Source organism: Pseudoflavonifractor sp. HCP28S3_F10, assembly GCF_052065415.1.
GTDB lineage: Bacteria > Bacillota > Clostridia > Oscillospirales > Oscillospiraceae > Pseudoflavonifractor_A.
The window spans coordinates 1-25,934 of the sequence record NZ_JBQHUB010000039.1 but is presented as its reverse complement, the minus strand read 5'-3'; the positions used below and the strand labels follow the sequence as shown (position 1 = coordinate 25,934).

20 protein-coding genes, 7 tRNA genes and 1 rRNA gene are annotated in these 25,934 nt (G+C 54.3%); 5 read left to right on the top strand and 23 right to left on the bottom strand.

What is annotated here, in order from left to right; genetic code table 11:
- Positions 1-759: hypothetical protein (locus ACTNBZ_RS13015; protein WP_441210532.1), on the top strand; the 759-nt coding region annotated here is incomplete at its 5' end.
- Between the two features lie 194 nt (positions 760-953).
- On the opposite strand, the gene ACTNBZ_RS13010 is transcribed toward ACTNBZ_RS13015, so the two are convergent.
- The 7 genes from ACTNBZ_RS13010 to ACTNBZ_RS12980 all read right to left on the bottom strand — a co-directional run bounded on the left by ACTNBZ_RS13010 (position 954) and on the right by ACTNBZ_RS12980 (position 15,473).
- On the bottom strand, positions 954-3,971 hold the full coding sequence (locus ACTNBZ_RS13010; RefSeq protein ID WP_441210530.1) for a type I restriction endonuclease subunit R: 3,018 nt from the start codon (positions 3,969-3,971) through the stop codon (positions 954-956).
- A gap of 331 nt (positions 3,972-4,302) precedes the next feature.
- The gene (locus ACTNBZ_RS13005; protein WP_418556679.1) at positions 4,303-4,452 is read right to left on the bottom strand and encodes a hypothetical protein; all 150 of its coding nucleotides are present in this window, start codon (positions 4,450-4,452) and stop codon (positions 4,303-4,305) included.
- Positions 4,449-4,688, bottom strand: coding sequence for a hypothetical protein (locus tag ACTNBZ_RS13000; protein ID WP_418556676.1), 240 nt, complete (start codon positions 4,686-4,688; stop codon positions 4,449-4,451). Before ACTNBZ_RS13000 ends, ACTNBZ_RS13005 begins: the two co-directional genes overlap by 4 nt.
- Positions 4,689-5,163: 475 nt before the next feature.
- A complete protein-coding gene (locus ACTNBZ_RS12995; protein WP_441210527.1) occupies positions 5,164-6,345 on the bottom strand; it encodes a YibE/F family protein in 1,182 nt (393 codons plus the stop codon).
- 147 nt (positions 6,346-6,492) lie between these two features.
- Positions 6,493-13,377 (bottom strand): S-layer homology domain-containing protein, encoded by a 6,885-nt coding sequence (locus ACTNBZ_RS12990; RefSeq protein ID WP_441210525.1) that lies wholly within the window; start codon positions 13,375-13,377, stop codon positions 6,493-6,495.
- Positions 13,378-14,080: 703 nt separating this feature from the next.
- Positions 14,081-14,818 carry a zinc ribbon domain-containing protein gene (locus ACTNBZ_RS12985; RefSeq protein WP_441210523.1) on the bottom strand — a complete coding sequence of 246 codons (738 nt, stop codon included), beginning with the start codon at positions 14,816-14,818 and terminating at the stop codon, positions 14,081-14,083.
- Positions 14,819-14,843: 25 nt separating this feature from the next.
- Positions 14,844-15,473 carry a DUF2628 domain-containing protein gene (locus ACTNBZ_RS12980; RefSeq protein WP_441210521.1) on the bottom strand — a complete coding sequence of 210 codons (630 nt, stop codon included), beginning with the start codon at positions 15,471-15,473 and terminating at the stop codon, positions 14,844-14,846.
- 164 nt (positions 15,474-15,637) lie between these two features.
- Here ACTNBZ_RS12980 and ACTNBZ_RS12975 point away from each other — a divergent pair, with 164 nt between their 5' ends.
- Entirely contained in the window at positions 15,638-15,982 is a 345-nt protein-coding gene (locus ACTNBZ_RS12975) for a helix-turn-helix domain-containing protein (RefSeq protein WP_441210519.1), read from the top strand.
- Between the two features lie 31 nt (positions 15,983-16,013).
- Here the strand turns inward: ACTNBZ_RS12975 and ACTNBZ_RS12970 are convergent, their stop codons facing one another.
- The 8 genes from ACTNBZ_RS12970 to ACTNBZ_RS12935 all read right to left on the bottom strand — a co-directional run bounded on the left by ACTNBZ_RS12970 (position 16,014) and on the right by ACTNBZ_RS12935 (position 21,179).
- The gene (locus tag ACTNBZ_RS12970) at positions 16,014-16,199 is read right to left on the bottom strand and encodes a helix-turn-helix domain-containing protein (RefSeq protein WP_441210517.1); all 186 of its coding nucleotides are present in this window, start codon (positions 16,197-16,199) and stop codon (positions 16,014-16,016) included.
- Between the two features lie 471 nt (positions 16,200-16,670).
- Positions 16,671-17,225 (bottom strand): recombinase family protein, encoded by a 555-nt coding sequence (locus ACTNBZ_RS12965; RefSeq protein WP_441210516.1) that lies wholly within the window; start codon positions 17,223-17,225, stop codon positions 16,671-16,673.
- On the bottom strand, positions 17,222-17,503 hold the full coding sequence (locus ACTNBZ_RS12960) for a DUF6809 family protein (protein ID WP_441210514.1): 282 nt from the start codon (positions 17,501-17,503) through the stop codon (positions 17,222-17,224). Before ACTNBZ_RS12960 ends, ACTNBZ_RS12965 begins: the two co-directional genes overlap by 4 nt.
- 224 nt (positions 17,504-17,727) lie before the next feature.
- Positions 17,728-18,099, bottom strand: a complete 372-nt coding sequence (locus tag ACTNBZ_RS12955) for a DUF3846 domain-containing protein (protein ID WP_441210512.1) — start codon at positions 18,097-18,099, stop codon at positions 17,728-17,730.
- Positions 18,100-18,110: 11 nt separating this feature from the next.
- Positions 18,111-19,022 (bottom strand): class II glutamine amidotransferase, encoded by a 912-nt coding sequence (locus ACTNBZ_RS12950; protein ID WP_441210510.1) that lies wholly within the window; start codon positions 19,020-19,022, stop codon positions 18,111-18,113.
- Entirely contained in the window at positions 19,022-20,137 is a 1,116-nt protein-coding gene (locus ACTNBZ_RS12945) for an amidoligase family protein (RefSeq protein ID WP_441210508.1), read from the bottom strand. The genes ACTNBZ_RS12950 and ACTNBZ_RS12945 overlap by 1 nt, the downstream gene beginning before the upstream one ends.
- Positions 20,138-20,150: 13 nt before the next feature.
- Positions 20,151-20,309, bottom strand: coding sequence for a hypothetical protein (locus ACTNBZ_RS12940; protein ID WP_441210507.1), 159 nt, complete (start codon positions 20,307-20,309; stop codon positions 20,151-20,153).
- Positions 20,310-20,672: 363 nt separating this feature from the next.
- Positions 20,673-21,179, bottom strand: coding sequence for a helix-turn-helix domain-containing protein (locus ACTNBZ_RS12935; RefSeq protein WP_441210505.1), 507 nt, complete (start codon positions 21,177-21,179; stop codon positions 20,673-20,675).
- Between the two features lie 134 nt (positions 21,180-21,313).
- On the opposite strand from ACTNBZ_RS12935, the gene ACTNBZ_RS12930 reads away from it, so the two are divergent.
- From ACTNBZ_RS12930 to ACTNBZ_RS12920, 3 genes are all read left to right on the top strand, one after another.
- Positions 21,314-22,933, top strand: coding sequence for a DNA primase family protein (locus ACTNBZ_RS12930; protein WP_441210503.1), 1,620 nt, complete (start codon positions 21,314-21,316; stop codon positions 22,931-22,933).
- Positions 22,934-22,936: 3 nt separating this feature from the next.
- Entirely contained in the window at positions 22,937-23,134 is a 198-nt protein-coding gene (locus tag ACTNBZ_RS12925) for a helix-turn-helix domain-containing protein (RefSeq protein WP_441210501.1), read from the top strand.
- A gap of 122 nt (positions 23,135-23,256) precedes the next feature.
- Complete coding sequence (locus tag ACTNBZ_RS12920; protein ID WP_441210499.1) at positions 23,257-24,651, top strand: tyrosine-type recombinase/integrase; 1,395 nt, start codon at positions 23,257-23,259, stop codon at positions 24,649-24,651.
- A gap of 97 nt (positions 24,652-24,748) precedes the next feature.
- Here ACTNBZ_RS12920 and ACTNBZ_RS12915 read toward each other — a convergent pair.
- The 8 genes from ACTNBZ_RS12915 to ACTNBZ_RS12880 form a co-directional block, all read right to left on the bottom strand.
- Positions 24,749-24,824, bottom strand: a tRNA-Thr gene (locus ACTNBZ_RS12915).
- Positions 24,825-24,827: 3 nt separating this feature from the next.
- Positions 24,828-24,904: transfer RNA gene (locus tag ACTNBZ_RS12910), tRNA-Asp, on the bottom strand.
- Between the two features lie 40 nt (positions 24,905-24,944).
- Positions 24,945-25,020, bottom strand: a tRNA-Trp gene (locus tag ACTNBZ_RS12905).
- Between the two features lie 3 nt (positions 25,021-25,023).
- A tRNA-Ile gene (locus ACTNBZ_RS12900) sits at positions 25,024-25,100 on the bottom strand.
- Between the two features lie 76 nt (positions 25,101-25,176).
- Positions 25,177-25,252 (bottom strand) — tRNA-Asn (locus tag ACTNBZ_RS12895).
- 43 nt (positions 25,253-25,295) lie between these two features.
- Positions 25,296-25,411, bottom strand: a 5S ribosomal RNA gene (rrf, locus tag ACTNBZ_RS12890).
- 131 nt (positions 25,412-25,542) lie between these two features.
- Positions 25,543-25,617 (bottom strand) — tRNA-Glu (locus ACTNBZ_RS12885).
- Between the two features lie 2 nt (positions 25,618-25,619).
- Positions 25,620-25,695, bottom strand: a tRNA-Lys gene (locus ACTNBZ_RS12880).
- Positions 25,696-25,934 lie beyond the last annotated feature (239 nt).

Sequence of the window (25,934 nt, the reverse complement as noted above, 5' to 3'; positions counted from 1 at the left end):
AAAGCCCCTCTGCTCTCGGTGGACCTCATGCCCGCGAGAGTGGGCCTCATTTCCCGTGAAGGTGGACTTCTTTCCCCGTGCAGATGGACTTGTGGCTACGAAATTTACATTTTGAACCGTATCTTTTCTTCCGCGACAGTAAAATTTCAGGTCATTCATGGAGATATTCTGACCCGCGATTTCACTTCTTCGGACAAGATCGTGGCTGCCGTTTGGGAGCAGGTCAAGGAGTTTATGGGCAGTATCTACAGAAAGAGCGATATTTGCCGAATCGTTCATCTCACCGATATGGACGGTGCATTCATCCCTGATGATGCTGTTGTCGAGGATAATACAGTGGAAATTGGCGCTCCACCGTACTATACAGAAACCCAAATTCAAACGTCAAATCGTGCCGGGATTCTTGACCGCAACCAGCGCAAACGGAACAATATCGACCGACTTTCTGCCTGCCCCAAAGTCGCGGGTATTCCATATAGCATGTACTACTTCTCTTTGAATTTAGAGCATATTCTTCATGGAAGGACGAACCTTTCGGACTGGGAAAAAATTCGGTGTGCCGAGGAGTTTGACTTGAAGTACGGCGATGACCCGGACGGATTTACGCTGTTTATGAAGGAATCTTCGTTCTCCGTATGCGATGATTATCGCAGGTCGTGGGCGTTTATCAAAACAGAGTTGCATTCCTTGGAGCGGTACAGCAATTTTGGCATCGAGCTGCCGCCCCGAAAAACCGCAACGCTCCAACCAAATCGATGATCTGATATAGCAAATACCGTACATTTGAACTGCACTGCTCGAATCCCGTGTTACCTGTGTCATAAGCGGAACGCTTTCCGGGATTTGCGCAGTGCATTTTCTCTTCATGAGATTGCTGTCAGAACAAAGAAGAAAGGATTCAATGTCCGATTGTTGCCCCAAACGGAGCAGGAATGCAAGTCGGCGTGAAACCGCTAAATCCCGAAGTATTTTTCAAAGAACTGTGCAAGCCGCTGGATGATCGTTTTCTTCTTTTCCGTGCGGTTGCCGCCGCCAAAGCGGGAGACGGGCGGCAGGATCTGGTCAATATCCGTGCCGGTCGTTTTGAGCGCGCCGTCGCGGAAAGCGTTGGCAACAAAGCGCTGCGCCTCCGCGGGCTTCAGCCTTTCCTCCGCGATGAGTTGCTCCAGCTCCTGCTGCTTTTGCTGCTGCACATAGCTCTGCCAATCGCGGTCAACATCCGTTGCGGCGTTGACCGTACTAATAAAGCCGTGGATCAGGTCCTTTTTGCTGCGCAGCTGGATGCTGGAGTCAATCGCCCGGTCGATGGTTCCCATGATGCTTTTATCCTTGCAGTTCGACTCGTGGTACTTCATGACGAGCATCAAAATGTAGTCAATGTTGATCTCCACCTGCCGGATGAGTTCAATCTCGAAGGTAATATCGTCGTTGATATTCTCTTTGTCCCCATCCGTTTTCGGGCGATACGCCTGATAGAGGTCGAGATACACACTCTGGTAATCCTGAAAATCCCGCTCCGGAAGAAGCTCATGCCCGGCAAACTGGTCAAACGCGCTTAAGATATTTTTGAGCCGCAGGATATTGCCGTAGAGCTTGATAAAATCCTTCTGCTTCTGCTCGCCGGTAATCGGCTGCCCGAGCGGAAACTCCCTTGATAGCTCGTCAATCAAATCACGGTAACCGGGAACGACTTTCCCATTTTCCTCATAGCCGTCATAGTACGCATCGTAGCCCTTGAGCAGCACAACGCCGCTGGCCTCGCGGTCGCCAAAGAGCGCGATCGCGTCGTCGGTGGCTTTTTGCAGATTGCGGAAGCAGACGATAATGCCGTAGGTTTTAACGGAGTTCAAAATCCGGTTCGTCCGGGAAAACGCCTGAATGAGACCGTGCATTTTAAGGTTCTTGTCCACCCAGAGCGTATTGAGCGTCGTCGCGTCAAAGCCCGTCAGGAACATATTGACCACGATGAGCAGATCGACCTCCCGCGCCTTGACGCGCTGGGACAGGTCTTTGTAGTAATTCTGGAACTTGTCCGCCGACGTGTCAAAATTGACGTGGAACGTCTGGTTATAGTCCTGAATCGCGGTGTCCAGAAAATCGCGCGCGGTCTTGTCCAGCGTGTCCGTCTCAAAGCCTTCCTCCGGCAGCGCGTCTTCGGGATCGTCTTCATTCGCAGCAAAGCTGAAGATCGTCGCAATGGTCAGATCGCGGTGCTGCTCGGTAAGCTGGCGTTTGAACTCCGTGTAGTATTTCATCGCCATCGGGATGGAGCTGACGGCAAAGATGGAGTTGAAGCCCGCCATACGCTGACCCTTGAGGGTATAAAAGCTGTTGCGTTTCGTTTTCTGGTCAAAATGCTCCAGCGTGTAGCGGACGATCTCGCGAATGCGCTCCGGCGCGCCCATTGCCTTTTCAATGTCGATGGCACGAACCTGTGAGTCCTTTACATCGTCCTTTTCTTTGACGGTGTTCACATAGTCGATGCGAAACGGCAGGACGTCCCCGTCGTTGATGGCGTCCACGATCGTGTAGGTGTGGAGCTTGTCACCGAACGCCTGCTGCGTGGTGCGAAGATCCGGATTTTTGCCCGTCCCGGCGTTGACGGAGAAGATCGGTGTCCCGGTGAAGCCGAACAGGTGATAGTTCTTAAAGGCCTTCGTGATCGCCTGGTGCATATCTCCGAACTGGCTGCGGTGGCACTCGTCGAAAATGATGACAAAATGCTGCCGGAACGCCGCGTGGCCTTTGTTTTTGCGCACAAAAATATCAAGCTTCTGGATCGTCGTGATGATGATCCGCGCGTCCGGGTCTTCCATCTGCCGCTGCAAAACGGCGGTGCTGGTGTTGCTGTTCGCTGCGCCCTTTTCAAAGCGGTCGTATTCCTTCATCGTCTGATAATCCAGGTCCTTGCGGTCTACGACGAACAGCACCTTGTCGATATACGGCAGCTTCGACGCCAGCTGCGCGGTTTTGAACGATGTGAGCGTCTTGCCGCTTCCCGTCGTGTGCCAGATGTAGCCGCCCGCCTCGATGCCGCCGTACTGCTTGTAGGTCGTGGAGACTTCGATGCGGTTCAAAATCCGCTCCGTCGCCGCGATCTGATACGGGCGCATGACGAGCAGCAGATTTTCCGACGTAAACACGCAGTAGCGCGTCAGGATGCTTAAAAGCGTATGCTTGGCGAAAAATGTCTTTGTGAAGTCTACCAGATCGGCAATGACTTTGTTGTTCCCATCCGCCCAGAAGGAGGTGAACTCAAAGCTGTTGCTGGTCTTTTTGGTTTTGTTCCGTCCCTCGCCCTGCTCTTTGATGTGGTTGCTGCGGGTGGTGTTGGAATAGTATTTCGTGTGTGTGCCGTTGGAGATGACGAAAATCTGGACGTATTCAAAAAGGCCGCTTGCTGCCCAGAAGCTGTCGCGCTGGTAGCGCTTGATCTGATTGAACGCCTCGCGGATGGCCACGCCGCGCCGCTTGAGTTCGATATGTACCAGCGGCAGACCGTTGACGAGGACGGTCACGTCGTAGCGCGTGTCGTGACTGCCCGCAGTCTCCTCGTACTGGTGGAGCACCTGCAAGCGGTTGTTGTGGATGTGCTTTTTGTCCAGCAGGTAGATGTTTTTGGACGCGCCGCTGTCCTGCCGCAGCACCTGCACATGATCGAGCTGAATCCGGCGCGTCTTTTCCAGAATCCCGTCGTTTGCGCCCGCGATGCAGTCCCTAAAGAAGCGCGTCCATTCGCTGTCTGAGAAAGCGTAGCCGTTCAGCCCCTCCATCTGGCGGCGGAGGTTGGCGATGAGCGCTGCTTCGTCGTGGATCTCCAGATATTCATACCCCTGCGCACACAGAAGCCGCAGAAATTCCTGCTCCAGCGCCGCCTCGCTCTGATAGCTGTCCGACCGGCAGGCATCCGGCGTGTACTCCGCCACGACTGTGCTTTCAGACGCGGCGGAGATGATGTTGAATTGGGACATAGCTTCACATCCTTAGAATGCTTTTTATCGATTTCAAATTTGTGATACCCGATGATGCTATCAATTATTTTGAGACCACCGGGTTCAAGACACAGAAGATGTTCAAGACGCTTTTTCGTCCGACATTTATAAAGAGCACATTGCGTGATGTCATATTTTCTAATCGGCGCTTTATTCTTCATCTGGATCACCTGCTGCCGCAGACATACTTTGTATCAAGTGTGCCATCATGTTTCTGACAAAGGCAGTTCCTTTGCCAGACTTTTCTGCTTCATCCATGTTTTCAGAAAGCAATATCAAAGAAGATAATCGGATGCCGTACCACTTTTTCTCAAAAGCTAAAGCGTTCTGCTGTATTATTGAAAATTGCTATAATATCCTCAATGCTTTTGGCGTTGGCTGTGGCAATCATCTCGGACATTTCGATACGGTAGAACGAAAACTGTTCCGCCTGATCCCCGTAGTAATAGTCCAGTGTCATGTATCTCCACGCCCTTTCCAAAGGCCCATAGAGCGCAGCAGATCCTTTGTACACCAGCCGATGCAAGGAGACGCCCGCCCATACGGACAGCCGTCGCACTCGTTGACGGCGGCAGACGGCTTCTGCGCCGAAATATAATAGCAGCCGGTTTTGCCGCGGTAGGTGCAGCCCTCTGTCTGCTTCCAGAAATAGCAGTACCGGCAGTCTTTCGGTTTGTCCTCTGTATGTCCGTTCATTGCTTTCGCCTCCATTCCCGCCCATACCGGGCAACAAAAAAGCGCATCCTCCGGCTCCGTCGTGGAGCAAGTGGGTGTGCTATGTATATTAAGTTTTCCCGTATTATATTTGAATTTGGATGTCCAACTCCGTAGATAAAATGATATTGACTTTGATGCTGATTTCTCCTAAAATATCCGCAAGGGAAATGATACCTAACGCCTTTATTAGCTATTTCTAATTTTCTTCTAACACGGCGTCATTTTTTCTAACAATCAGGACTTATCTATTGCAATCCCGATTTGACTCGAACTAACTTCTAGCAATTATAACCGTCTGGTTTTCGCGTTTTTTCGCGCGGATTTTGAACAAATCTTGACAAGAATTGTCTCAGAGGGAAATGATACATTTCTGCTCCTAAGCGAAGGGTCGGACGTTCGAATCGTCTCTGGGGTGCCAAAAACCCGGGAATCTCTCAGATTCCCGGGTTCCTTTTTATTTGGCGGCATTTTTTGCACGCGTGGAATAAAGCAGCGCTCCGGCGGCATTTGTCAGGGGGACGGCGAGAATGACGCCGATCGCGCTGGAGACGGAGCTGATGAGCTCAATGGCAATGTAGCTGGATGCCATCAACTGATACCAAGAGAGATTCAGCGAGTAGAGATAGAGGATCAGCACCATTCCGCTGCCGAGAATCGCAAGGATCAGCGTATTGGTCATCGTACCGACCATATCGCGTCCGATGTTCATGCCGGAGCGCCACAGCGCCCGCGCAGAGAGGTCGGGATCGACTGCCTTCAACTCGGACTGCGCCGAGGCAATGGACATTGCAACGTCCATGACCGCGCCCAATGCGGAAATGATGACGCCTGCAACAAGCAGCCCTCTGATGTGAACGGGTGTGCCCGTCTGACGGAGCTGGAGAAGCGCTTCGGCATCGGTCGCGCGCAGGCCGTCCAGATGCAGCAGCTTCTGGGTCAGGATGCCGAAGAGCATGGAAAACGCGACGCCGCCGATCGTGCCGATGCACGCGCAGAGGACTTTTTTGCTGCATCCGCCCAGAATGACGAAGCACACGACCGCGACCAAAGAACAAAGCAGGAATGCGGTGGGGATCGGCAGCCAGCCTTTCATCAAAAGCGGCAGGAAGACCATCAGGATCACGACCATGGTGAGGATCAGGCCGAGCACGGATTTCGCGCCGGTGCGGCCGCCCACCGCAATCGTCACCAGAACGAATATGCCGAGTATCAGAAAGACAATGGGCGTCCGGTTGTACTCATACACGGTGGCCGTGTGGTCGCCGTTTGCATAGGTGTTGATGCTCAGCACAACGCTCTGCCCGACCTTCGCAGGCTCGCCGTAGATGGGGCCGACAAAACCGGAAACCAGCATCGTTTCGCCTTTGTACTGACCGGAGGTGACCTTGACAAGGAGTTTCTGGTCGCCGCGGTAGGCATTTTCCGCCACCTCGCTGACCTCGCAGTTGTCCATCAAAATCTCGACAACGCGGCCTTTTTCATACTCCGCGTATTCGGTTGGCTTTATCGTATTTTCTTCCGCATCATGCGCATAGAAATACAGCGCCGCAAATATCCCAAGAATCAGCACAACGACCAGCACAGACGCGGCGGCAGTGCGATTGGAACGGCTTATAGAATTGTTCTTATTTTTCATTTCATACCCCTACCCGGTAAAATACATTCTGTCAAACAGGCATCCGCCGGGCGGATGCTTGCTTGACAGAAGGTATCTATGTGAATGGCGCTTGTCCCACCCTGCGCGAGCGCAGGGTGGGACGTTTGATTTTTCAGTTTTGCAGACTTACTTCAGCTTTGCGTAGACAACCAGAATCTTCACGGACTCGCAGCGCTTGATGTCATCGTGCGGTGCAAGATACAGGCCGATTCGGTTCCAGTGGCGCGTGCCGCTGACGATACCCTGCTCGACAGCCCATGCAAATGCGTTCTGAGCCCATGTGGGGATGCTGTCCGCATCCTTGAAGGAGCTGAGGTCCGCATTGGACGCCGGCTCGCCTGCCAGACGCCAGATCATGGTAACCATCTGCTCACGGGTGACCAGTGCATCCGGAGCAAACTTGCCGTTGCCAAGGCCGTTGCTGATGCCGTTCTGTTCAGCCCAAGCGATGGCGTCCTGATACCATTCGCGCGTGGTATCCGTGAAGGAGGGCTTGCCGGACACTGCGGGAGAACCGGCCAGGCGGTACAGCAGCGTGACCAGCTCCGCACGGGTCAGACCCGCCTGCGGACGGAAGTTGCCGTACTGATCGCCCACGACCAGACCGTTTCTGGCAGCGGTCATGACATAGTCATAGTACCATGTGCCCTTTGCCACATCAGCGAACGGATTGGAGGACGGTCTGCCGCTGCCCGGAATGACGATCACGCCGGGATTCGGCTTGACCTCGGGCTTCTCGGGCTCGGTGGGGTTGGTGCTCTCCTTGCAGATGATCTCTGCGCGGTTCCTGACACGCAGACGTGCATGGCTGTCGTTCTCGATGGCATAGGTGTCGTCGTAGGACGCAAGACCGGTTGCCTCAATGGAGCAGCCGACCTTCAGACCGGCAATCTCCATCTGGCTGCAAATGTAGCCGTCGATGAATACTCTTGCAACCTCGCCGCTCTCGTCCTTCACATAGATGGACTCAGGCAGGCCGCTGGCCTCGGTGATCTTCGTCACAGTGCCCTTGATCGTTGCAAGCAGGCCTTCCTTGGAGCGGTTGTTGAGCTGTGCCGCCGTGATGACGGTCGGCTCGACCGGCGTGGTCTCGCCCAGCTTTTCAGCCGAAACGACCTGAAGCTCCGCTTCACCCTGGAAGAAGTGCGTCGTGGCGGTCACGCGGACAACGTCACCCAGCTTGAAATCACCAGAGATCGGGAAGCAGCAGACGCCGCCCGTTGCGTCCTGCACATAGATGCAGTCAAAGAACGCGGTGGTCTTGTCATAGCCGGAGGCATTCGAGGTGACAACGCCTTCGATGGTGTACTTGTAGCCGGACTCCGTCTGCTTGCGCACCTCGGCAATCGGGGTGACCTTCACAGGATTGATTGCCTTGAAGATGTTCTGCAGCAGCGCATTGTTGCCGTTGGCTGCGGGGATCTGCAGATCGAAGTCATTCATGAACGTAGAGCCGGAAACAACGATCAGGCCCTTGCCGGGCAGCTGCTCGGCAGCCATGACGAGCAGACGCGCGTCATTTTCCGCGTATGCGTACTTCGGCGTTGTTTCGCCGCCAAGGCCGTCGCCGTCCTTGTCAACGGAGGTGCCGGCTGCATTCGCAAAGAGCATGGCTGCAACCGTTGCGGGGATCTCGCTGGAGACTGCGCCGGTGGCATCGACCGCGTAGATCGTAGAACCGCCGTAGTAGGAGATGCCGGTGGTGAGGCCCTGCACCAGCTTGCTGCTGCCGAAGCTGTTCAGCGTCAGCGCGAAGGAGGTGTCTTCATACAGGCCGTCGTCGGACAGACGCAGAGACGAGCCGAGCTTCTCAAGCAGCGCATTCTGTGTTGCAGCCGTGTGCTTTGCACCGGGAAGCTGGTCGTTGGTATCGCCAACGCCGGAGATCAGCAGGACGCCGCCGGCGGCGTTGAACTCAGCCAGAGCCTTGAGCTCCGTTTCAGTGTAGTCCTTGCCTTCCGCAACACGGCGGGAGGGCGGCGTGATGACCAGAGCCGCGTATTTGCCGTCCTTGCAGGCGGCGATCAGCTTCTCAGAGGTGTCCAGCATGTCAACGCGAACCGTAGAGTCGGCAGCAATCGTCGTGAAGTTGCCCATCAGGCCCTTGTTGTAGCCGGAAACATACTCGTTGTTGTGCGAAGCGTCAACGCCGACATAGGCGAGGCTGCTGACGTCCTGCACATCAAGATCGACGGCGGCGGAGAAGGTGTACTCCTTGCCTTCCATCTCGACCACGACCGTCACGGTGATGGTCGTCTTCTTTGCAAGCTCGGTAACGTACTTCCAGTCGATGCTCACGGAGCTGTCGGCAGAAAGGACGCGCGGCGTGGTGTCGGTAAAGAGGACCTTGGAGCCTTCGGTGGTGTAGACAACGCTCTTGATCTGCGCGTCGGAGCTTTCCTTGTTGTAAAGCTTCGTCGTGAGCGTGACCGTTTCACCGACAATGGGGTTGGTGGAGTCCGCAGTCATCTCGGTGATGCCGAGCTGCAGGCTTTCGCCGACCCAGACAGGTGCGGTGACCGCCAGATCGCCGTCGGCCTCCGTGACCTTGACATAATAGTAGGAATATTCGGGCTTGAGTTCTACCGTAAGGATACCGGCTGCAAGCTCTGCGGGATCGTCCCAAGTGTAGGCGACCTTACCGGAGTTGACGATCAGCTCCACCTTGGAGATGGAGTCCTGCTCGTCCGGATCCATGACGGAAACATCAAACTTCAGCATCTCGGGAACCGATTCAATGATGGTGCCCATCGGCAGGTCATTGACCGTATAGCCGAGCTCAAGGTTCTTATCCTCCGTTGCGTAGACACGGTAGTTGCGGATCGCATCGTAGATGCCCTCCTCCGTGGCCTGCTCAACAAAAAGGACGTCGCGGGCATCGTTGGCGTTGCCCCACTTTGCCTTGTGGTTGTCCTGGTTGTTGGACGGAGCCAGATGCCAGCCCTTGTCCAGTGCCAGCGTGTACTGCTCGTAGCTGGGATAGTAACCGGACCCGCCGATCTGGCCTTCGCCGTTACCGACCTCAACGAGGTGCATGCGGCTGTCGGCTTCGGGATTCCAATAGTTGAAATCCGAGAAGTTGCCGAACATCGTGCCCGGATGGTTGAACTGGGAGATGGAGTCCTTGCCCTCGTCCTGCGCCAGCAGCGCGTAGTATTCCTTCATACCCGCGTCGCCGGACTTGTTGTTCAGCGTCTTGTTGTTACGGGAAACGATACCCTTTGTCGCAAAGGTGTTGATGTGGCCGGGGCCGCCGGACCAGGTCATCTCAAAGCCCGCGAGACCGATGATGCCCTCATGGGTCTCATTGAACTGCGCAACGGTGTTCTTGTAGGTCGCCCAGCGCTCCTGAGAGAACGCAGTCGCCTTGGTCATGTCGTGCAGTGCCTCGGCGGGGTTGGGGGCGTCGGTCGTATCGAAGTAGTTGGAGTGGTCCGTGAAGGCGACGAAGTCAACGTTCGCGCTTTCCGGAAGGTTTGCGATATAGTCCAGAGCCATGGACAGCGTGCCCGCACCGTCGGAATACTCGCCGTTGTGGGAGTGGAGCTGGCCGAAGAGCATCTGGTAGTTGGTCTCACCGATAACGAAGTTCCAGGTCTTCGTGACGGACTTGCCGTCAGCGCGGGTGACCGTGATGGTGACGGAAACACGACCGTCCTCCATGTCGGCGGTCGGCTTGTAGCTGACCTTATCGTTCTCGTAGGTGAAGGCGACGTCCACACCGTTCACACTCATCGTGACAGTGGGGTTCGTGCCGACGTTTGCAAGCACCGCGGAGATCTCGGGGCGCTTGTCGTTCTTGGTCTGGGCGTTTGCGATGGGGCGAACGTCGGTGATACCGGGCTCGTCCTTGATCTGGATGTCAACCGTGGAGTCGATGGCAACGCCCTTGTTGTCGGCGCCATAGACACGGACGGTCAGCTTCTCACCCTTGATGTACTCGGCAGGGATGACAGCCGTGTAGTGGCCGTCGAGCTCCGTGTACGCAAGCTCCACGCCGTTCATAGCGACATGCAGCTCCTTCACGCCGAACAGTGCGTCGATCGTGAAATGCAGCATGTAGCGCTGACCGGCCAGAGCGTCCGCCAGGTTGCCGAAAACAGCCTTCGGCTCGTTGACGACGCCGTCCGTCAGCTTGGCGTTTGCGCAGGGATAGAAGTGATAGGTAAATACGTCGCGGTCGGTGACGTTGTACATTCCCCACGTCGTAAAGCCGCCGGAGAAGTACTGGAGGTACTGGCTCTTGTCCTCAAAGGCCGCATTGCTCTTCATGCGATAGCCGCCGTTGTAGGCTTCCAGCGTCCAGTTCGCGTCGTCCGTCAGTTCGGTGGAGTAGTAGGCGTTGTTGCCCGTGCCATAGGAGCAGAGATAGCCGAACGCCTCGTTGTGGAAGCGGTAGAACTCGCCGCTCTTGGAGACCGTGAAGATCACGGCGCCGTTGTCGCAGAGCGCCTTGCCGTTCTTGATCTCAGCGCCGGTCGCGCTGATCGCGCAGCCGTAAATATCCGACAGGTCGCCGGTCATGCCGGACAGAACGCCCTTGGCCAGCAGGTTGTAGATGGCAACCTTGTCGCCTGCGTTCGGCAGGCCGGGCTTTTCGTTGCCTTCGAGCAGACGGTAGACCGTGACTGCCTTCTGGCTCTTAGGACCATAGCAGGAGAAAATGCCTGCCGTGTTGTAGCGGATGGTGTTGGAGCCCTTGTCCGCCTTGGAGGTGATGGTCGCGGTGGTGTCCGCAGCGATATCAATGGTAAAGGAGCCGTTGATATCCTTTTCGTCCTGCGTGCGCAGCCAGTTGCTGCCCTGCGCGCTGGAGCCGAGCGGTGCATAGAGATAGCCGGTGTGGTTGCCGTTCAGGCAGTACAGCGAGAACGTTCCGTCCTCAATGCCGGACTCAAGCTGAATGATCTGTGCGCTTTCCGGCTCGTAGCTGAGCAGTCCAGCGGCCTCATCCTTGATGACCGGCGCATTGTCGCGGTTGTTCGCCTTCTGGGTCTGGCCCATTGCGTAGTCCAGCTCCTTGACAACAACCAGAATGCGGTCGCCGGAGGAGAGCGTGGAGGCATCCTTCACGATTTCCGCCTTGTGCTCGCCGAGTACGGGCGGGACATAGACCGTGTATTTGAAGGTGACCTCGCGGCTGTCCTCCATGCCTTCCTTGACTGCCTTCACGGTGAAGGAGATGTCCTCCGTGATGGCAATCGGAGCGGTGTAGGTCGTCCAGTCCGCAGCGCCGTTTGCCTTGTAAAGAATGGTCGCGTCTTCGGTCGCGCAGGTGAAGGTGACCTTATCGCCGTTGTGAACTTCACCGGAACGGGGAGACGCCTTGGGCGTTGCAACGGTCTTGGTGACCGAGCCGCCGCCGCTGCCGCCATTGCCGATCGCGTAGAAACGGAAGCCGAAGTTTTCAGTCGCGCCTTCGTTGTTGAAGCCCAGATAGAAGCTCTTGCTCTCCGTGCTCCAGCCCAGCTGCGCGCTCATAAAGTTCTTGACAAAGAACATATCGGTGCCTTCCGCCGCGGAGAGATTCCAGTTGAACGCCTTGTCGCCCAGCGTCAGCTTGACCGGATAGCCTTCCAGATACTTACCGCCGTTTTCAAAGGTATACTGCTTGCCCTTTTCGCCTTCAATGACGCCGACCGTCCAGATGTTCTCTTCCGCATAGCCGGACATCACGCCGTCGTCCGAAACAGTTACATCCGTTCCGACAAGGTTGCTCTTCTTCTCGTTGTCCGCGACAGTGCTGGACAGTGCCATGCCGCTGGACGGCTGATAGAGCACGACCTTGTCGCCTGCCGTCAGTTCCGTGGTAAAGCCGCCGGTTGAAGTCTTACCGGCAGAGAAGAACTGCATGGTGTACATCGGCCTGCTCCAGCTCTGGAAAATATAGGACGTGAAGTTGCCTTTATAGTTTTCGAGATACAGATTCTTTTCTTCAAACGTCGCCGCATTCTTGACGAGGAAGCTGCCCGCGATCTCGTTGCCTTCCTTGTCCTTCGCAGCCTCCAGCGTCCAAGTGCCTGCTTCGGAGGAAGCGCTCTCCAGAGACATATCGTTCTTTCCGTTGACTGTCAGGTACTTTCCGTTCTCGTCCTGGAACGTATAATTGCCGTCAGAGTCCACGGTGACGGTCAGCGCAAGCATCTCCGCAGTGACCGAAAGAATGCCGTCGTTGATCTCCGCCTCAACGGAGGTAAACTGCTTGCCGTCCTCGCCCAGCCCGGACATGACGCGATTCTTGCCCTTCTCGCCGGACGCCGGGTTGCAGATGTAGACCTGATCGCCGGAGTGAAGCTCCGTCAGCTGCGCCGCTTCGCCGGCTGCCGGATTGGGCTTCGGGTCGGGTTCGGGTTTGGGGTCTGGCTCCGGCTTGGGGTCGGGATTGGGTGTCGGCACAGAGCCGGTTCCGCCAAGCACCCAGAAGCTCAGCGTCTCGTTCTTGATGTTGTTGGGTACGCCGCTCGACGCGGAATAGCAGCGCCAATCAGGAGTCTGGTCTTCCTTCGTCGGAACGTAAACGCCGAGCATACGGTTGACCGTCTTGTCCGGCAGGACAATATCAGCATTCAGGTAGCCGTACTCATTAACTGTCCAGACTGCCTTCACGTCCTTGCCGATTACAACACCCTTTGCCGTATTGGCCAGAGACAGGTAGTTCTCACCGGTGGTGATGTAATACCCGTCGCTGCCCTCTGCGGCGGAGATGTGCCAGCCGTACTGCGCGTCTGTGCCGCTCATGGTGAGCGTGTTGCCCTTGACGGTGCACACGAGTGCAAGTGCCACCTTCTTCTCCGCGTCAATCGTCGTGGGAAGCGCATAGGTGACCTCACCGCGCGTCATCGTGATGGCGACGGTATCCGTCGACTTGATGTCCTTCAAATCTGTTTTTGCCCACGTCACCGCGGACACAGGCTCATCAGCAGAGGCCGTGATCAGCATCGCCGGCATCATTGCCAGAACCATGCTGAAAACCAGCAGCCATGCGAGAATCCTGCTGTGCTGATTCTTCATAATTATCTCCTCTCATCAGCAAAATTTTTGCCCGTTTTTGGGCGCAAAATGGGGCAAGTCCGACCTCCTGTGACTTGCCTAGAATGCTGGCGCGCGCTCAAGCAGACAAATGTTATGCGGTGCAAAAACACCGCATAACACTTGTTTGTGTTTATAGTCTGCGGTCACTATATTGAGCCCGCGTCAACGCCTAATAAGCTTATACCAGATAAAAGCTCAAAAATCAAGTATGGAGATTTTATAATTTCATCACATTGTTTTTTTGATACTTCACCCAAATAATTTGTGAAAACGCTGTCTTTTCCGTCTGTTTCAGTGTTCTTGAGGGGAAAACAGGTAAAAGTCATCCGAACAGGATCCACGTCTTTTCACCGTTCCGGCACGCTCTCACAATGCCCGCTGGCAAGCCGCCATGGGAAAAATCGTTCTTTTTTGTGACGAAGGCACTTTGCTCCTCTGTTGGCGCTTGTACTTCTTTGCATATTTCGATAACTGCCGGTAGGTACCCACCCGTCGACATTATACTGAAAAGATGCGCGAATGTCAATTTGACTTCTTCATACAGCTTGACTATTATCAGGGTACTGGCGTACATTCGGTGATGAAATCGAAGCGAAGGAAAAGCGCAAACGTGCCAACGCTGCTGCCGAGCAGAAGCGTGCACAAATTACAGCGGACTTTGCGGATCATGTCTCTGACCTCATCAACTGGATATATCGCGACCTTGCGCATCTGGAGGGCGAGCGTGAGGATCAGGCCATCCGCACGATGCACCTTGCTCTGTATGTGATCTCCGCCGCACTCCAGACGCAGACGATTGACGAGAGTATGCGTTATCTTCTGCGCGCGTTCTGGAACGAGTTTCAGCCGACGCTGGACGAGAGCGTCTATCAGGCATTGTGCACGAAGCAGGTTCTGTTTGCGGAAATCGGTGAGATTTCCGAGAAGCGTCTCGGTTCGTTCTGGAGAAATCTACTCGACAATATATATACATATAAGTCTCATCTCTCTTGCTGCTGTCGCCTGTAAATGTTTTTTCATCCGTTATGACGAGTCCCCAGCCGATATCGTCACTATACATTCCATAATAATCTGGTACCGACCCAGGTACAATTCGATGCATAAGGAGAAAGCCAATAGTCCCCGCAATAATAGCTCCAACAATAGCCCCAATAATAACCCCTATAACTCGAGCCTTTTTACTGGTATGTTTCGGTTGTCCCGTTGGCATTATGAAAGCTGAGGTATCGCACTCTTCTTTATAACTCGTTGTATTTGGCATTTCGGAGCCTGACAAAGCCTGTTCTGCCCCAGACGTTTGTTCCGTTTGCAGAGACGTTTCCCCTCGTTCTAACTCTTGAAGTACTGGCCGTTCGGCACCGCAATCGGGGCAAAACAGTGCTTCATCCGGCAAATCATATCCACATTTAGGGCAAAACACGTTTCTTTCCCTCCTTATAATAGCATTAATATAACGGGTTATTGACAAATCCGCCCAAAAGATTTCCAACTACCATAGAAAAGTAGAGCTGTACCATTAAATTGGCCATGGACATAAGCATTCCCAGAATAATGCTGCTGGCCAAACTGGTCTGTCCTTTTTCCAGGGCATAGTATCCGAAAATTTCATCGGTTAAACCCATCTCTGCAGCGGATAGAATTTTTTCATCGAGATAATTTTTATAGAAAGAATTGCCCAGCATTCCGCACACGATGCTGACTGCCACCCCACCGATCATCGGTCCAATCCCCGGTATAAATCCACACAGATAGAGAATCCCAACAAGAATTGCGCCCACTTTATACATTTTCCTATAAAAACACCAGTATAAACTCAGGAAAAATGCTGCCCAATTCCAACTAATCTTGCTATTTCTTGCGGCGATCCCCTGAAACCGGCGTTGATAATAGTCTGCTTTTTTGCCGATGAGCATCCTTTGTCTCTTCTGATAATTTGTAGGTGCACCAATGCTGTATGGCATGGCGCCCACAGTTCCCGGTTGAGCATTGCTCCCACTCTCCACCGGCGTGCCGCAGTACACGCAAAACTTTGTGTTTTCGCTGGTTTCTTTTCCGCATTTTTTGCAATACATCATACATCCTCCTCATATAACGTTTCTTTTGCAGCTTGCGGTCTTCCTCTTCTGCAAATTATAACGCTTAATCGTCATAAATTCAACATATTTATATCGGTTAATATAATCTAACGAAATTTCGTACCTCTGGGTAGAATAGAGGTATCAAATCCAGGGGGTGCTCTATGCAGGAGTTTGACGTAGTGGGCAGAATACAGGAACTCTGCCAATCCCGTTCTTGGACGTATTATCGTTTAGCCAAAGCCTCGGGAATCCCCTATTCTACTTTGAGCACCATGCTCCACAAAGCCAACGTTCCATCGATACCATCTCTCATAAAAATCTGTGATGGCCTTGGTATCACCCTAGCCCAGTTCTTTTCGGACCGGGACGAGACGGTGAAACTCACTGCGGACCAAAAGCAATGTCTCTGTATTTGGGATAGATTGGACGATTCCAGCAAGGCGTTGGCCATGTCCTATATACAAGGCCTGGCAGACCGCCAGGAAGTGAAATCGGCAAAAAAGTGATTCCCTGGGCAACGAGTGCCCAGGGAATTTTTCAGTCCAGCTTGGATTGAGTACGAATAAGCTCAATGACCGCCTGCTTGGGGATCCTCCAGACCCGGCCGTTTCGGAATGCCCTGATCTGCCTGCTGCTTAGCAGGCGGTAAGCAGCATTGCGGCCGATTTTCAGCAGCTCACATAGCTCTTCCACGGTGAGAAAATCATCCCAGTTGTCCAGCATAGAGTCCCTCCCATTGAAAGCAGCCGCCCTTTCGTACACATTGGGCGTTGAACCGGCACTTGCCGCAAAGGCAGCTGGGTTCTCTCGGCCTCCTGGTGCGGACAACATTGGGTGCGGTCATCAAGCCCATTGCCATCAGCTGCTGCACGATCGCCGTCTCAGAGCGCTGCAGCTCCAAGGCAATTCCTGAAAGCCCAACGCCGGAGTGATAGAACGCGGACAATTTCTCCCGTTCCTCATCGCTCCAATATTCACCAGACCGCTCCGGGAGCATATATCCCCCGCGGATGGCCTGCATCAATTTCTGCTCCTCATGTTCATTTAGCACGGTTTATACTTCCTCCTTTAAAATCATTTATTTTTATGTTCGCTCCATGAATATATAAAATCATCATCCTGTACGTCTCCCATTAACAGGAATCAAAAAAGAAACGGGAGCTTCCGGAACACGCCGGGAGCTCCCGTCCTCTGTTATGTGCGCAGATAACGGTACAGGGTTGATTTTGTTACGCCGGTCAGCTCTTTGATCTCACGGGCCGTGTACTGTCCGGAGCGGTAGAGCTTCAAGGCCTGCTGGAGCTTTTTGGCGTCCGTTTTCGGCCGCCCCCCGAAATGGCCCCTGGCCCTGGCCGCCTGCAAGCCCTCTCTGGTGCGGTCCGCAATCACGTCCCGCTCAAACTGGGCCAGGGCGGACATAATGGTGAAGAGCAGCTTGCCGGTAGAGGAGCTGGTGTCGATGGACTCCTTCAGACTCACCAGCTGAACGCCCTTTTGCTGAAACAGCTCCACCAGTTCGATGAGATCCCTGGTGCTCCGGCCCAGCCGGGAGAGGGATTCCACGATCACTGTGTCCCCCTCCTCCAGCTGCTCCAGCAGCCTGGTCAGTTCCGGCCGGTCCCGCCGGGTCCCGCTCATTTTCTCCGTGTAGAGTTTGTCCACACCGTACGCCCGGAGCATATCTGTCTGCCGGTCCAGGTTCTGGTCCAGGGTGGATACCCGGGCATAACCGATCTTCTGGCTTCTCATTCCCGCATCCCCTCCAATCGTCTGGAGAGTTCCAGACATAGAGAAACGGCCAATAGAAAGCCGTTTTCATAGGCCAGGCGGCGCTCCCGGTCGTGGAACTCCTCCAGCAGCTCCAGGTACGCCCGGACCTGGGTCCATTCCTCTTCCGTCAACTGTTTCTCCAGGTTGTCCCTCCGCTCCTCCGTCCGGTTTCCCAGGACCGCAAATCGCTGTTCCTCCACCGGGTCCATGGGGAACACAAGATCGCTCTGAAAGAGATGCTCCAGAATGGACGTCATTCCTCATCACCTCCCAGAAGCGCGACGGCAATGGCAGCCGCCGCCTCGATGATGATGCCAAGCAGTGTTATGTTCATACAGATACCTCCCTGATTTCTGTCTCAAAAACCTACGGTCAACGGGCCGCAGCTTCTGAGACGGGTTTTGGAACCGAAACGCCCCCGTGGATCGGCCATTACAGGCCCGTCCCGGGGGCGTTTCAGAAACGATGGTTTTAGGTACTTCTAGTCTTCCACCGGAAGGCAGATGATCCCGCGTTCTGTCCTGAGGAAGACCTCCGGATAGCGAAAGTGCTTTTCGTATTTTTTGATCTGCTCCGGTGTCAGGCTGCAGAAGTTCTCACTGTCTGGTGGCGCACCGCAGAGAAACATGATGCCGCAAACTACATCGTAAATATTTCCCTCTTCGTCTCGCAACGCCCGGTTGGGCGGCAGGCCCAGCAGCTTGCCCTCGTCGTTGCAGACCAGGGCCACCGAGTCATCAAAGGGGTACAGCGCCTGGATTAGGCCGCCCACCGCCGCCTGCATGACTTCCAGACTATCTTCCATCTGGGCGGGATAGGGTGTCTTCCCCGGCTCCACCATCAAAATAAGCATGATATCCCCCCTCACAGCTCGTCCCAGCCATAGAATATCTCCTCGATCTCGTCAGTGGTAAAACCCTCCCGGAACAGCCGCTCCACCGTCTCCGGTGTATACCCGAAGGAATAGGACAGGCTTTTCAGCTCTTCGAGGCAGGTGTTTCCGCGGCAGCTGTGGTGGAGCGTAAGGGGCCCACAGGCCCAGCATGGATAGGATTCCGCAAGAGCAAAACGGCTTGTCTGCCGCCGGCCCTCCGGATCGATCCGCAGGATCTCGCCCCGCTCTACAGAAATGGTCTCCCTGTGGCGGTTGGAGAGCCAGGTCCGGGCCAGGCTGCTCCGGAGGATCTGCTCCGTGGAGGCGTAGAGGTAGAGACCCAGACCGGGGAAGTGATACAGGCACAGCGGATTGTCTCCCCGGATAAAGGACAGGGTATTCTCCTCGTCCAGAACTGTAAATACAAACGTGCCCCCCACCTGCTCTGCCATGGTCTTCAGGCTGTCCGGTGTGAGGGCGTTCTCTTTCTCCAGAAGCTGCACCGCCACATAGCTGTCGGTCTCAATCCTGGTCTTGGGCAGTTTTTGATCTTTTCGCAGCTGTCCGTCATTGCAGAGAACGCCGTTGTGAGCCAGGGCAAAGTGTGTCCCTCCCGCGTTTCCCCGGAATGGATGGTTATTGCGATTTTTCCGGGCGCTGCCCTGGGTGGTCATGCGGGCATGGCCCATGATGACCCAGGCATCGCTGGGGACAAACAGCGGAACCTGACGTGCGGGAAGGGGCTGCTTGTAAATATGGAGGCGTCCCCCGGAGCAGTAGGCGTAACCGGTGGCGTCGGTGCCCCGCACCTCGCTCTGCACGGCCAGGGCCGAGAGAATGCGTCCCCTCTGCCGCCCGCTGAGGCGGCGGCCGTAGTCGATCAGTCCAAACAGGCAGCACATCAGAGCTCCACCTCCGTCTCCACCGGCTCGTTCACATAGAGCCGCCGCTCCTTCAGGTACCGGATCAGCTCCGGCTGCGTACAGCCGGACACAAAGGTGGTCCAGGACAGGGCCTTCAGCTCCTCATCGGACAGAAAAAGAGCCACATCGCAGATCCGGTTGACCAGCTGCAATGTGGCGATGAGCGTATTATATTTTAAGGTTCCACGGAAGATACGGAATTCCACGGTGTCCTGATTCTGAAGATTGACCGAGGCGTACCGCCCATATCCCCCGCCCTTCTTGGCGTGGTCCAGAATGTCCCGGGGCTGCTCCCTGTAGCCGTAGCGGGCCGCCCAGCGCTCCAGCTGCCGCGGGGTCCGGCGGCTGAATTTCAGCAGCTCCTCCCAGTGCTTCTCGAAGAAGTAGAGGATCCGGGCGATGGCGGCGTCCTGCTCCCGCTCGTCAATGCCAAACGCTGCCCGGCTTACATGGACATGGAGACCGCAGGTCCCCGCCTTGTGGCTCACATACCCTAGGGAGACGGCCTCCGCCAGCACCTGTTTCCATGGCATCTTCTTCTGGTGGCAGTCCAGACTCATGGGATGGGTGACGATCTCAAAGCCATCGTCCAGGGAGCCGTCATGCTTGCAGTAGACCCGCTCGGCGCCGTCCCCGTTTGCGATACGCAGAATGCGCCCGGCGCTGTCGCTGTCCTCCCCGGCTCCGTCAATCTCCAGTTCCACACCGAAGAACCGGGGGCCTGTCCCATAAAAGACAGGTTCGGGCTTGTAGTAGTAGTCATTGATGCGTTGCAAGCCCTGCGCGCGGCTGTAACAGGCTCCGCACAGAGGCTCCTCCTCGTCTCTGTCCCAGTCCAGGTAGCGGGCGTCCTCCAGACGGAGCAGTGCGCCGCAACGGCTGCAGTGGGTATAGCAGCAGTCAAAACAGGACCGGCACAGAGGTATGTCGTTGATACCGCTGCTTTCATCAGACCAGATGCGCCGTCCGCATTCCCGGCAAACGACGGTGTGCGCCCCGACACAAGCCTGACACAGCTCCTCGCCGTCCAGCAGGACCCGCTTAGACAGAGCGCACTCAGCCCCGCAGTGGGTGCAGTGGAAGGTATTACTCATACCGGCCACCCCCTTAATATTCAGAGGCCAGCAGCAAGGTGCTGTGATCCCCATCGTCGATGGCAAACAGCTTGGATACGACTGGCACGCCGCCGACACTAAACCCAATGTCATACTCCCGATGGATGTCAGTCTGGACGCCTCGCGTGATAAATCTTGGATTTTGGAACATAACGATCTCTCCTTTCTGCGGCTAGGGCCGCTTCAAGAAGATAATATCCAATTAAAATAGAACACTTTTCCGGAAAATCAAAATTGGGGGAAGGAGACACCCGCCTCCGAAGCCTTCTGGCTTCTTCGGCGCCTCCTTCCCCCCACCCCCCATCCTGCTGGAGCAGCGATAAGTATTATTCTATTTGTGTTGGGGTGTCAGTGTACCATCAGAAACTTTTATCGTGGTTATGTATAGATACATACACACTGTATGCGCATTGATCCCTACACATGGAACGAGCACAAAGAGTTTTCCGGTCGACACTGACACACCCGCACAAAAGTTTCTCCACCCTTCAACCAAAAAATTTTGTGCAGCTTGCTAGGTATCCTCTCTTTGTCGCTTTTTGAGCACTTCTCTGTATCGCACTCTCCGCTCAGGAGTGTCCTTTGACAACTCCAGATAAAGCAGGAACAGCTCACGATCTCGGTTATATGCCCGGATAAGGGCGTCAATTGCAATAATTTCATCTGGCCGGTAGGAAATAATCGGATATCTAAGCGTTGCTTGAGGATCAAACCAAACTCCTGTTCTTTCATCTGTAAATCCCAACAAATACGAACAGGAACACTCGTATTTACGCGCAAACACAGGAACCCATTTTTTGTTTATCTGCTTGTACTTCTTTCCGCTCTCAATCTGAGCGACATGTTGGTGTGAACATCCAATGGCTGCTGCAACCTGCTTTTGCGAGTAGCCATATTCTTCCCTCAATGCGCGTAGCCGCTCTCCATATTCTTTCACGCTAAAGGGATACTCGACTTCTGGAATTTTTAATAAATCGTCTTCATTTTGGGGCCAATTCCCCACATTATTAATTAAATCCATACAATCTGACTCCTTCTTAAATTCTACCATAATTTTTTCGTCACAGCCAAGACCAGCATCCTGTCAATAGACGGCCGGGCCGGCTAGCTATATCCTTGTGTTGCAGCTGCAAAATTTCAAATGGAGGTTTGCACATGGAGTACTACCATCCCATTATTTTTGACAAGCCCCCTCAGCACCTATACTGCCCGGTATATTTTGATCCGTCTCCTGAGGCGGAAGAGACCGACAGCATTATCCCTAGCTTCTGCACTGCGGGGCTGGAACAAAGCGTGCTCCCAACCGACTGTGTGCCAGAACCCATCCCTGTTTCTCCTCTGGCAGTACCGACCGCCAGTGGAGCTTCCCTGCCGTTTTCTCCAAAGGAGCAGACGGCAACCACCCCACCTGTTCCGGTCATCCCACATCAGGGGCGGCCAGACATTTCCACCAAACCGCAGCAGACCGCCAAGTCCTACGCTGTCGCCCAGGAACTTCTTCTCAAGGTTCCTCTGCGGTTAGTTGACGAGGTCCTCTATGCCTTCGACGGCACAGTCTACCGCTTTGTCAGCCAACCAGTCATGTATCGACTGATTATGGCGCACTGCCGTCCAGCTATAGCAGAATCCGGAGGCGCCGCCCTCATCCGGCAGGTCCATGACCTAATCCGTGCGGAGCCCAACATCGTCCTTCCATGCAACGAGGCCTCACTGCCTTATGTAGCTCTGGACAATGGACTACTCAATCTGAACAGCGGACAACTCCTGCCTCCTGATCCCAGTCTGTTTGTCACAGCCAGAATCAGGGGCCATTTTCTGCCGGAGACTACGGAGTTCTCCTGTCCCTGTTTCGACCACTTCCTGGCTAACATTGCAGGTGGCGACCTTCTGCTGGTTCAACGTATTTGGGAGGTTATCGGCTATTGCCTAGTTCCGGATATGTCCGGAAAGTGTTTCTTTCTCTTCCAGGGGGTTCCTGATAGTGGGAAAAGTCTGCTTGGTGAGCTTATTGCCTCCTGCTTCGAGCGGGAAGACGTCACCTCTCTGGACATCACTGCTCTGGGGCAACAATTCGGTCCCTCGGAGCTCGTTGGTAAGCGCCTCTGCCTCTCCATGGACCTTGCCGCCATCCCATGGGACACCAAGGCCATTGGCATCCTGAAGCAGCTAACCGGGAATGACCTGATTAGCGCCGACGTGAAGTACCAGCCCAGGATTCGCTTCCGGAATACGGCTGCGTTTCTGTTTGCCTGCAATCACGCTGTCACTTCCATGACGCGAGATGAAGCCTTTTTCCAGCGACTGGTCACCGTCCCCTTCCGGTACGCCGTACCAAAGGCCCAGCAGGATCGCGAACTCCTGCAGCGGCTTGTTCCTGAGAAAGATGCTATCATTACGCGTGCCATCCATGCCTACTGGGAATTACGTCGAAACAACTATGTTTTTACCGGGGATTACCGCGTGAACGAGGTAGTCTCTCAGGAGTGCGGCAGTGAAGTAATCTGCCTGGACCAATCTGTGGCCGACTTCTTCTACCGGCGCTGTGTTCTAGATCCCGAGGCGCTCACGTTTTGCGAGGATCTATACGAAGAATTCCGGCAACAATGTCCCGGTTCCTTCGATCAGGCTTCCTTTTCCGCCCATTTCTGTGCTTTTCTGGAACGTGTATCCCCTGGGCAGGTAAGAAAAATCAGAAAGCGAAAAGCCGGAGCAAAGAATCCCATCAGCGCCTTCTCCGGTCTACGGCTCTCCACTATACAAGAAAAGGGGGAATAGACTGTGAATGCTTTCTCGCCGAACACCTTTAACGATCTCCCACTCGCCCTTACGGTTAAGGATCTCATGCCTCTCCTGGGCATAGGCCGGAACACCGCCTATGCGCTGGTAAGGACCGGGGTAATCCCCAGTATCAAAGTTGGCCGTCAGCTCCGCATTCCCAGACAGGCTCTGATCGACTATCTGAATTCTGCCTCCTAATTCCAATAGCATGGGCGGTTGATTTTCTCAGCCGCCCATGCTATACTCTCGCCATGAATGGGAACTCCGTTCATCGCTGCGGGAAAGGAGGTCTACAGCAGCCTTGAAGAAAGGAGTACAGTATGAAACCACGTAAAAGGGGACGGCAGTATGAAATCTCCTACCGCTGTTCCGGCTATGAAAAGCCATTTTTTGAACACTTTCCCACCTACGAGGCCGCCCAACTCCGCATCGCCCAGATTGAATACGAGCGGAGCCTGGGTGTATTTCAGCCGCCCAAGCCTCTGCCACAGCAGGAGCGGCGCACGCAGCCGCGGTTTATCACTGTAGGTGAGCTAATGGACGAATATGTCCAAGTTTACGGTCTAAACCACTGGGGTGATTCCTTCCTCTCGTGCAGTCGCCATCGCATCGAACATTATATCAAACCCTATCTAGGTAAAGTAGCGGTAAAGGATCTGACCACTCACGATCTAGACCTCTTTTACGATTCTCTCCAGGACAAGCCCGCTGTGATCCTAAAAGGTCATAAAAAAACGGATGCTACAGTGTCTCTGTCGGTCATTGAAAAGACCCATGCCCTGCTGCGGAGCGCACTCAATCAAGCGGTCATCTGGGGATACATCCCTAGCAACCCAGCCAACAAGGTTACTCTTCCCAAGTACAAGTCGAAGTCCCGGGAAGTGTGGACTCCCACTGAGGCCCAGACCGCTTTAGAGTGCTGTACTAATCCCATCTTGCGGACAGCCATACTCCTTGCCTTAGGGTGCTCCATGCGAATCGGAGAGATTTTAGGTCTAACCTGGGACTGTGTGGACTTCTCCGAGGAAAGCATAGCCAATGGGAGCGCCCATCTCTTTGTAAATAAGGAGTTGAAACGATGTCAGAAGGACAGCTTGGAGGCCTTGAACCGCCGGGGCCGCTCCAAAGTGCTCTTTACCTTCCCGGAGCAGAAAAAGAATCCATCCACTACTGCCTTAGTATTGAAGTCCCCTAAAACGGAGAGCAGTGTCCGCACGGTGTTTCTTCCCCAAACCGTGGCACTGGAATTGCATAAAGTAAAGGAATCCCAGATTGAACTGAAAAGGCTGATTGGCACCGAATATGCCGATTATGGCTTGGTCATCGCCCACGAGGATGGACGTCCTTATGAGGAGCGGCAGATTGCCTACCTGTTGGAACAACTAATCCGGGAGACCGGTTTACCGAAGGTGGTTTTTCACTCCCTGCGCCACTGCAGCGCCTCTCTGAAGCTCCGGATCGGCGGCGGCAACATCAAAGCGGTTCAAGGCGATACTGGGCACGCTCAGGCCCGTATGGTTACCGACCTCTACGCGCACACCTGTGATGAGGACCGGCGGCTTCTGGCTCAGAAGATGGATGAGGACTTTTTTCAAAAACCCTGTGCGCCCGAGAAGAAAATAGCAAACGGTGATTTGGACACAGCCTTTCAACTGCTTAAAGAGAATCCCGTTATTGCAAAAGTCCTTGTCGCCGCATTGCAGAATCAGGCCTGAACAAAATTTTGTTGGAAGATTTGTTGGAAAAGCGGGTTTCCAACAAATCTTCTGAAAAATGAAAACCCTTGAATCCGTTGGGATTCAAGGGTTTCAATGGAGCTGCTACCCAGATTTGAACTGGGGACCTCATCCTTACCAAGGATGCGCTCTACCGACTGAGCTATAGCAGCAAATGGCGACGCGGAAGGGACTTGAACCCTCGACCTCCGGCGTGACAGGCCGGCGTTCTAACCAACTGAACTACCGCGCCATTTGATGATCTATGTGAACAGCACTTGCCGTAATCGTTGTGGCAGGGGCAGAAGGAATCGAACCCTCGGCACGCGGTTTTGGAGACCGCTGCTCTACCTGCTGAGCTATACCCCTACGTGGTGGGCCTTCACGGGCTCGAACCGTGGACCGACCGGTTATGAGCCGGCTGCTCTAACCAACTGAGCTAAAGGCCCTTACCGGTGTTCGGTTCTTTTCTTTAAGAAGAGAACGGGCTTGCCGCCGCATATTGTGACGGCAAGCCGTACTCTTTGGCTCCCCCTGTTGGACTCGAACCAACGACCCTGCGGTTAACAGCCGCATGCTCTACCGACTGAGCTAAGGAGGAATATGAAAGGGTCCGGTCTGGTCAGACCAGACCCTCTCGTTTGTGTTGGCATTACCTATCTTCCCGGTCCGTCTCCAGACAAGTATTTTCGGCGCAGGTGAGCTTAACTTCCGTGTTCGGGATGGGAACGGGTGGACCCTCACCGCAATCAACACCAACTTACTTTTCCTTGAAAAGAAAAGTAAGCAAAAGAAATTCAGAAGATTTTCTTCTCCTTACCGTTCTTCTCAACAGTAAGATTATATTCACTTTCAGGCTTTCTGTCAAGTACTTTTTCACTTGATAGAAATTGGTGACCCGTACCGGATTCGAACCGATGTTAACGGCGTGAGAGGCCGCTGTCTTAACCACTTGACCAACGGGCCATTGGTGCGCCTTCAGGGATTCGAACCCGGGACCCACTGATTAAGAGTCAGTTGCTCTACCAACTGAGCTAAAGGCGCATGTCGTCGACACAAGCTCCATATCCCTCACTTCGCCCTTCGGGCAAAGCTCGCTCATTTCGCTGTGTCTCCTCTTCCAAACACAAACGCTTCGCTGGTTTGTGTTTGGAGTCCTGGGAAACGGGTTGTCCTGCACCCTCAAAACCGAACAATGTAGTTGATTTCACACTCCGCAAGCGCCTGCATTGCTTCTTGTTAAGGTCAAGCCCTCGGCTTATTAGTACCGGTCAGCTGCATGT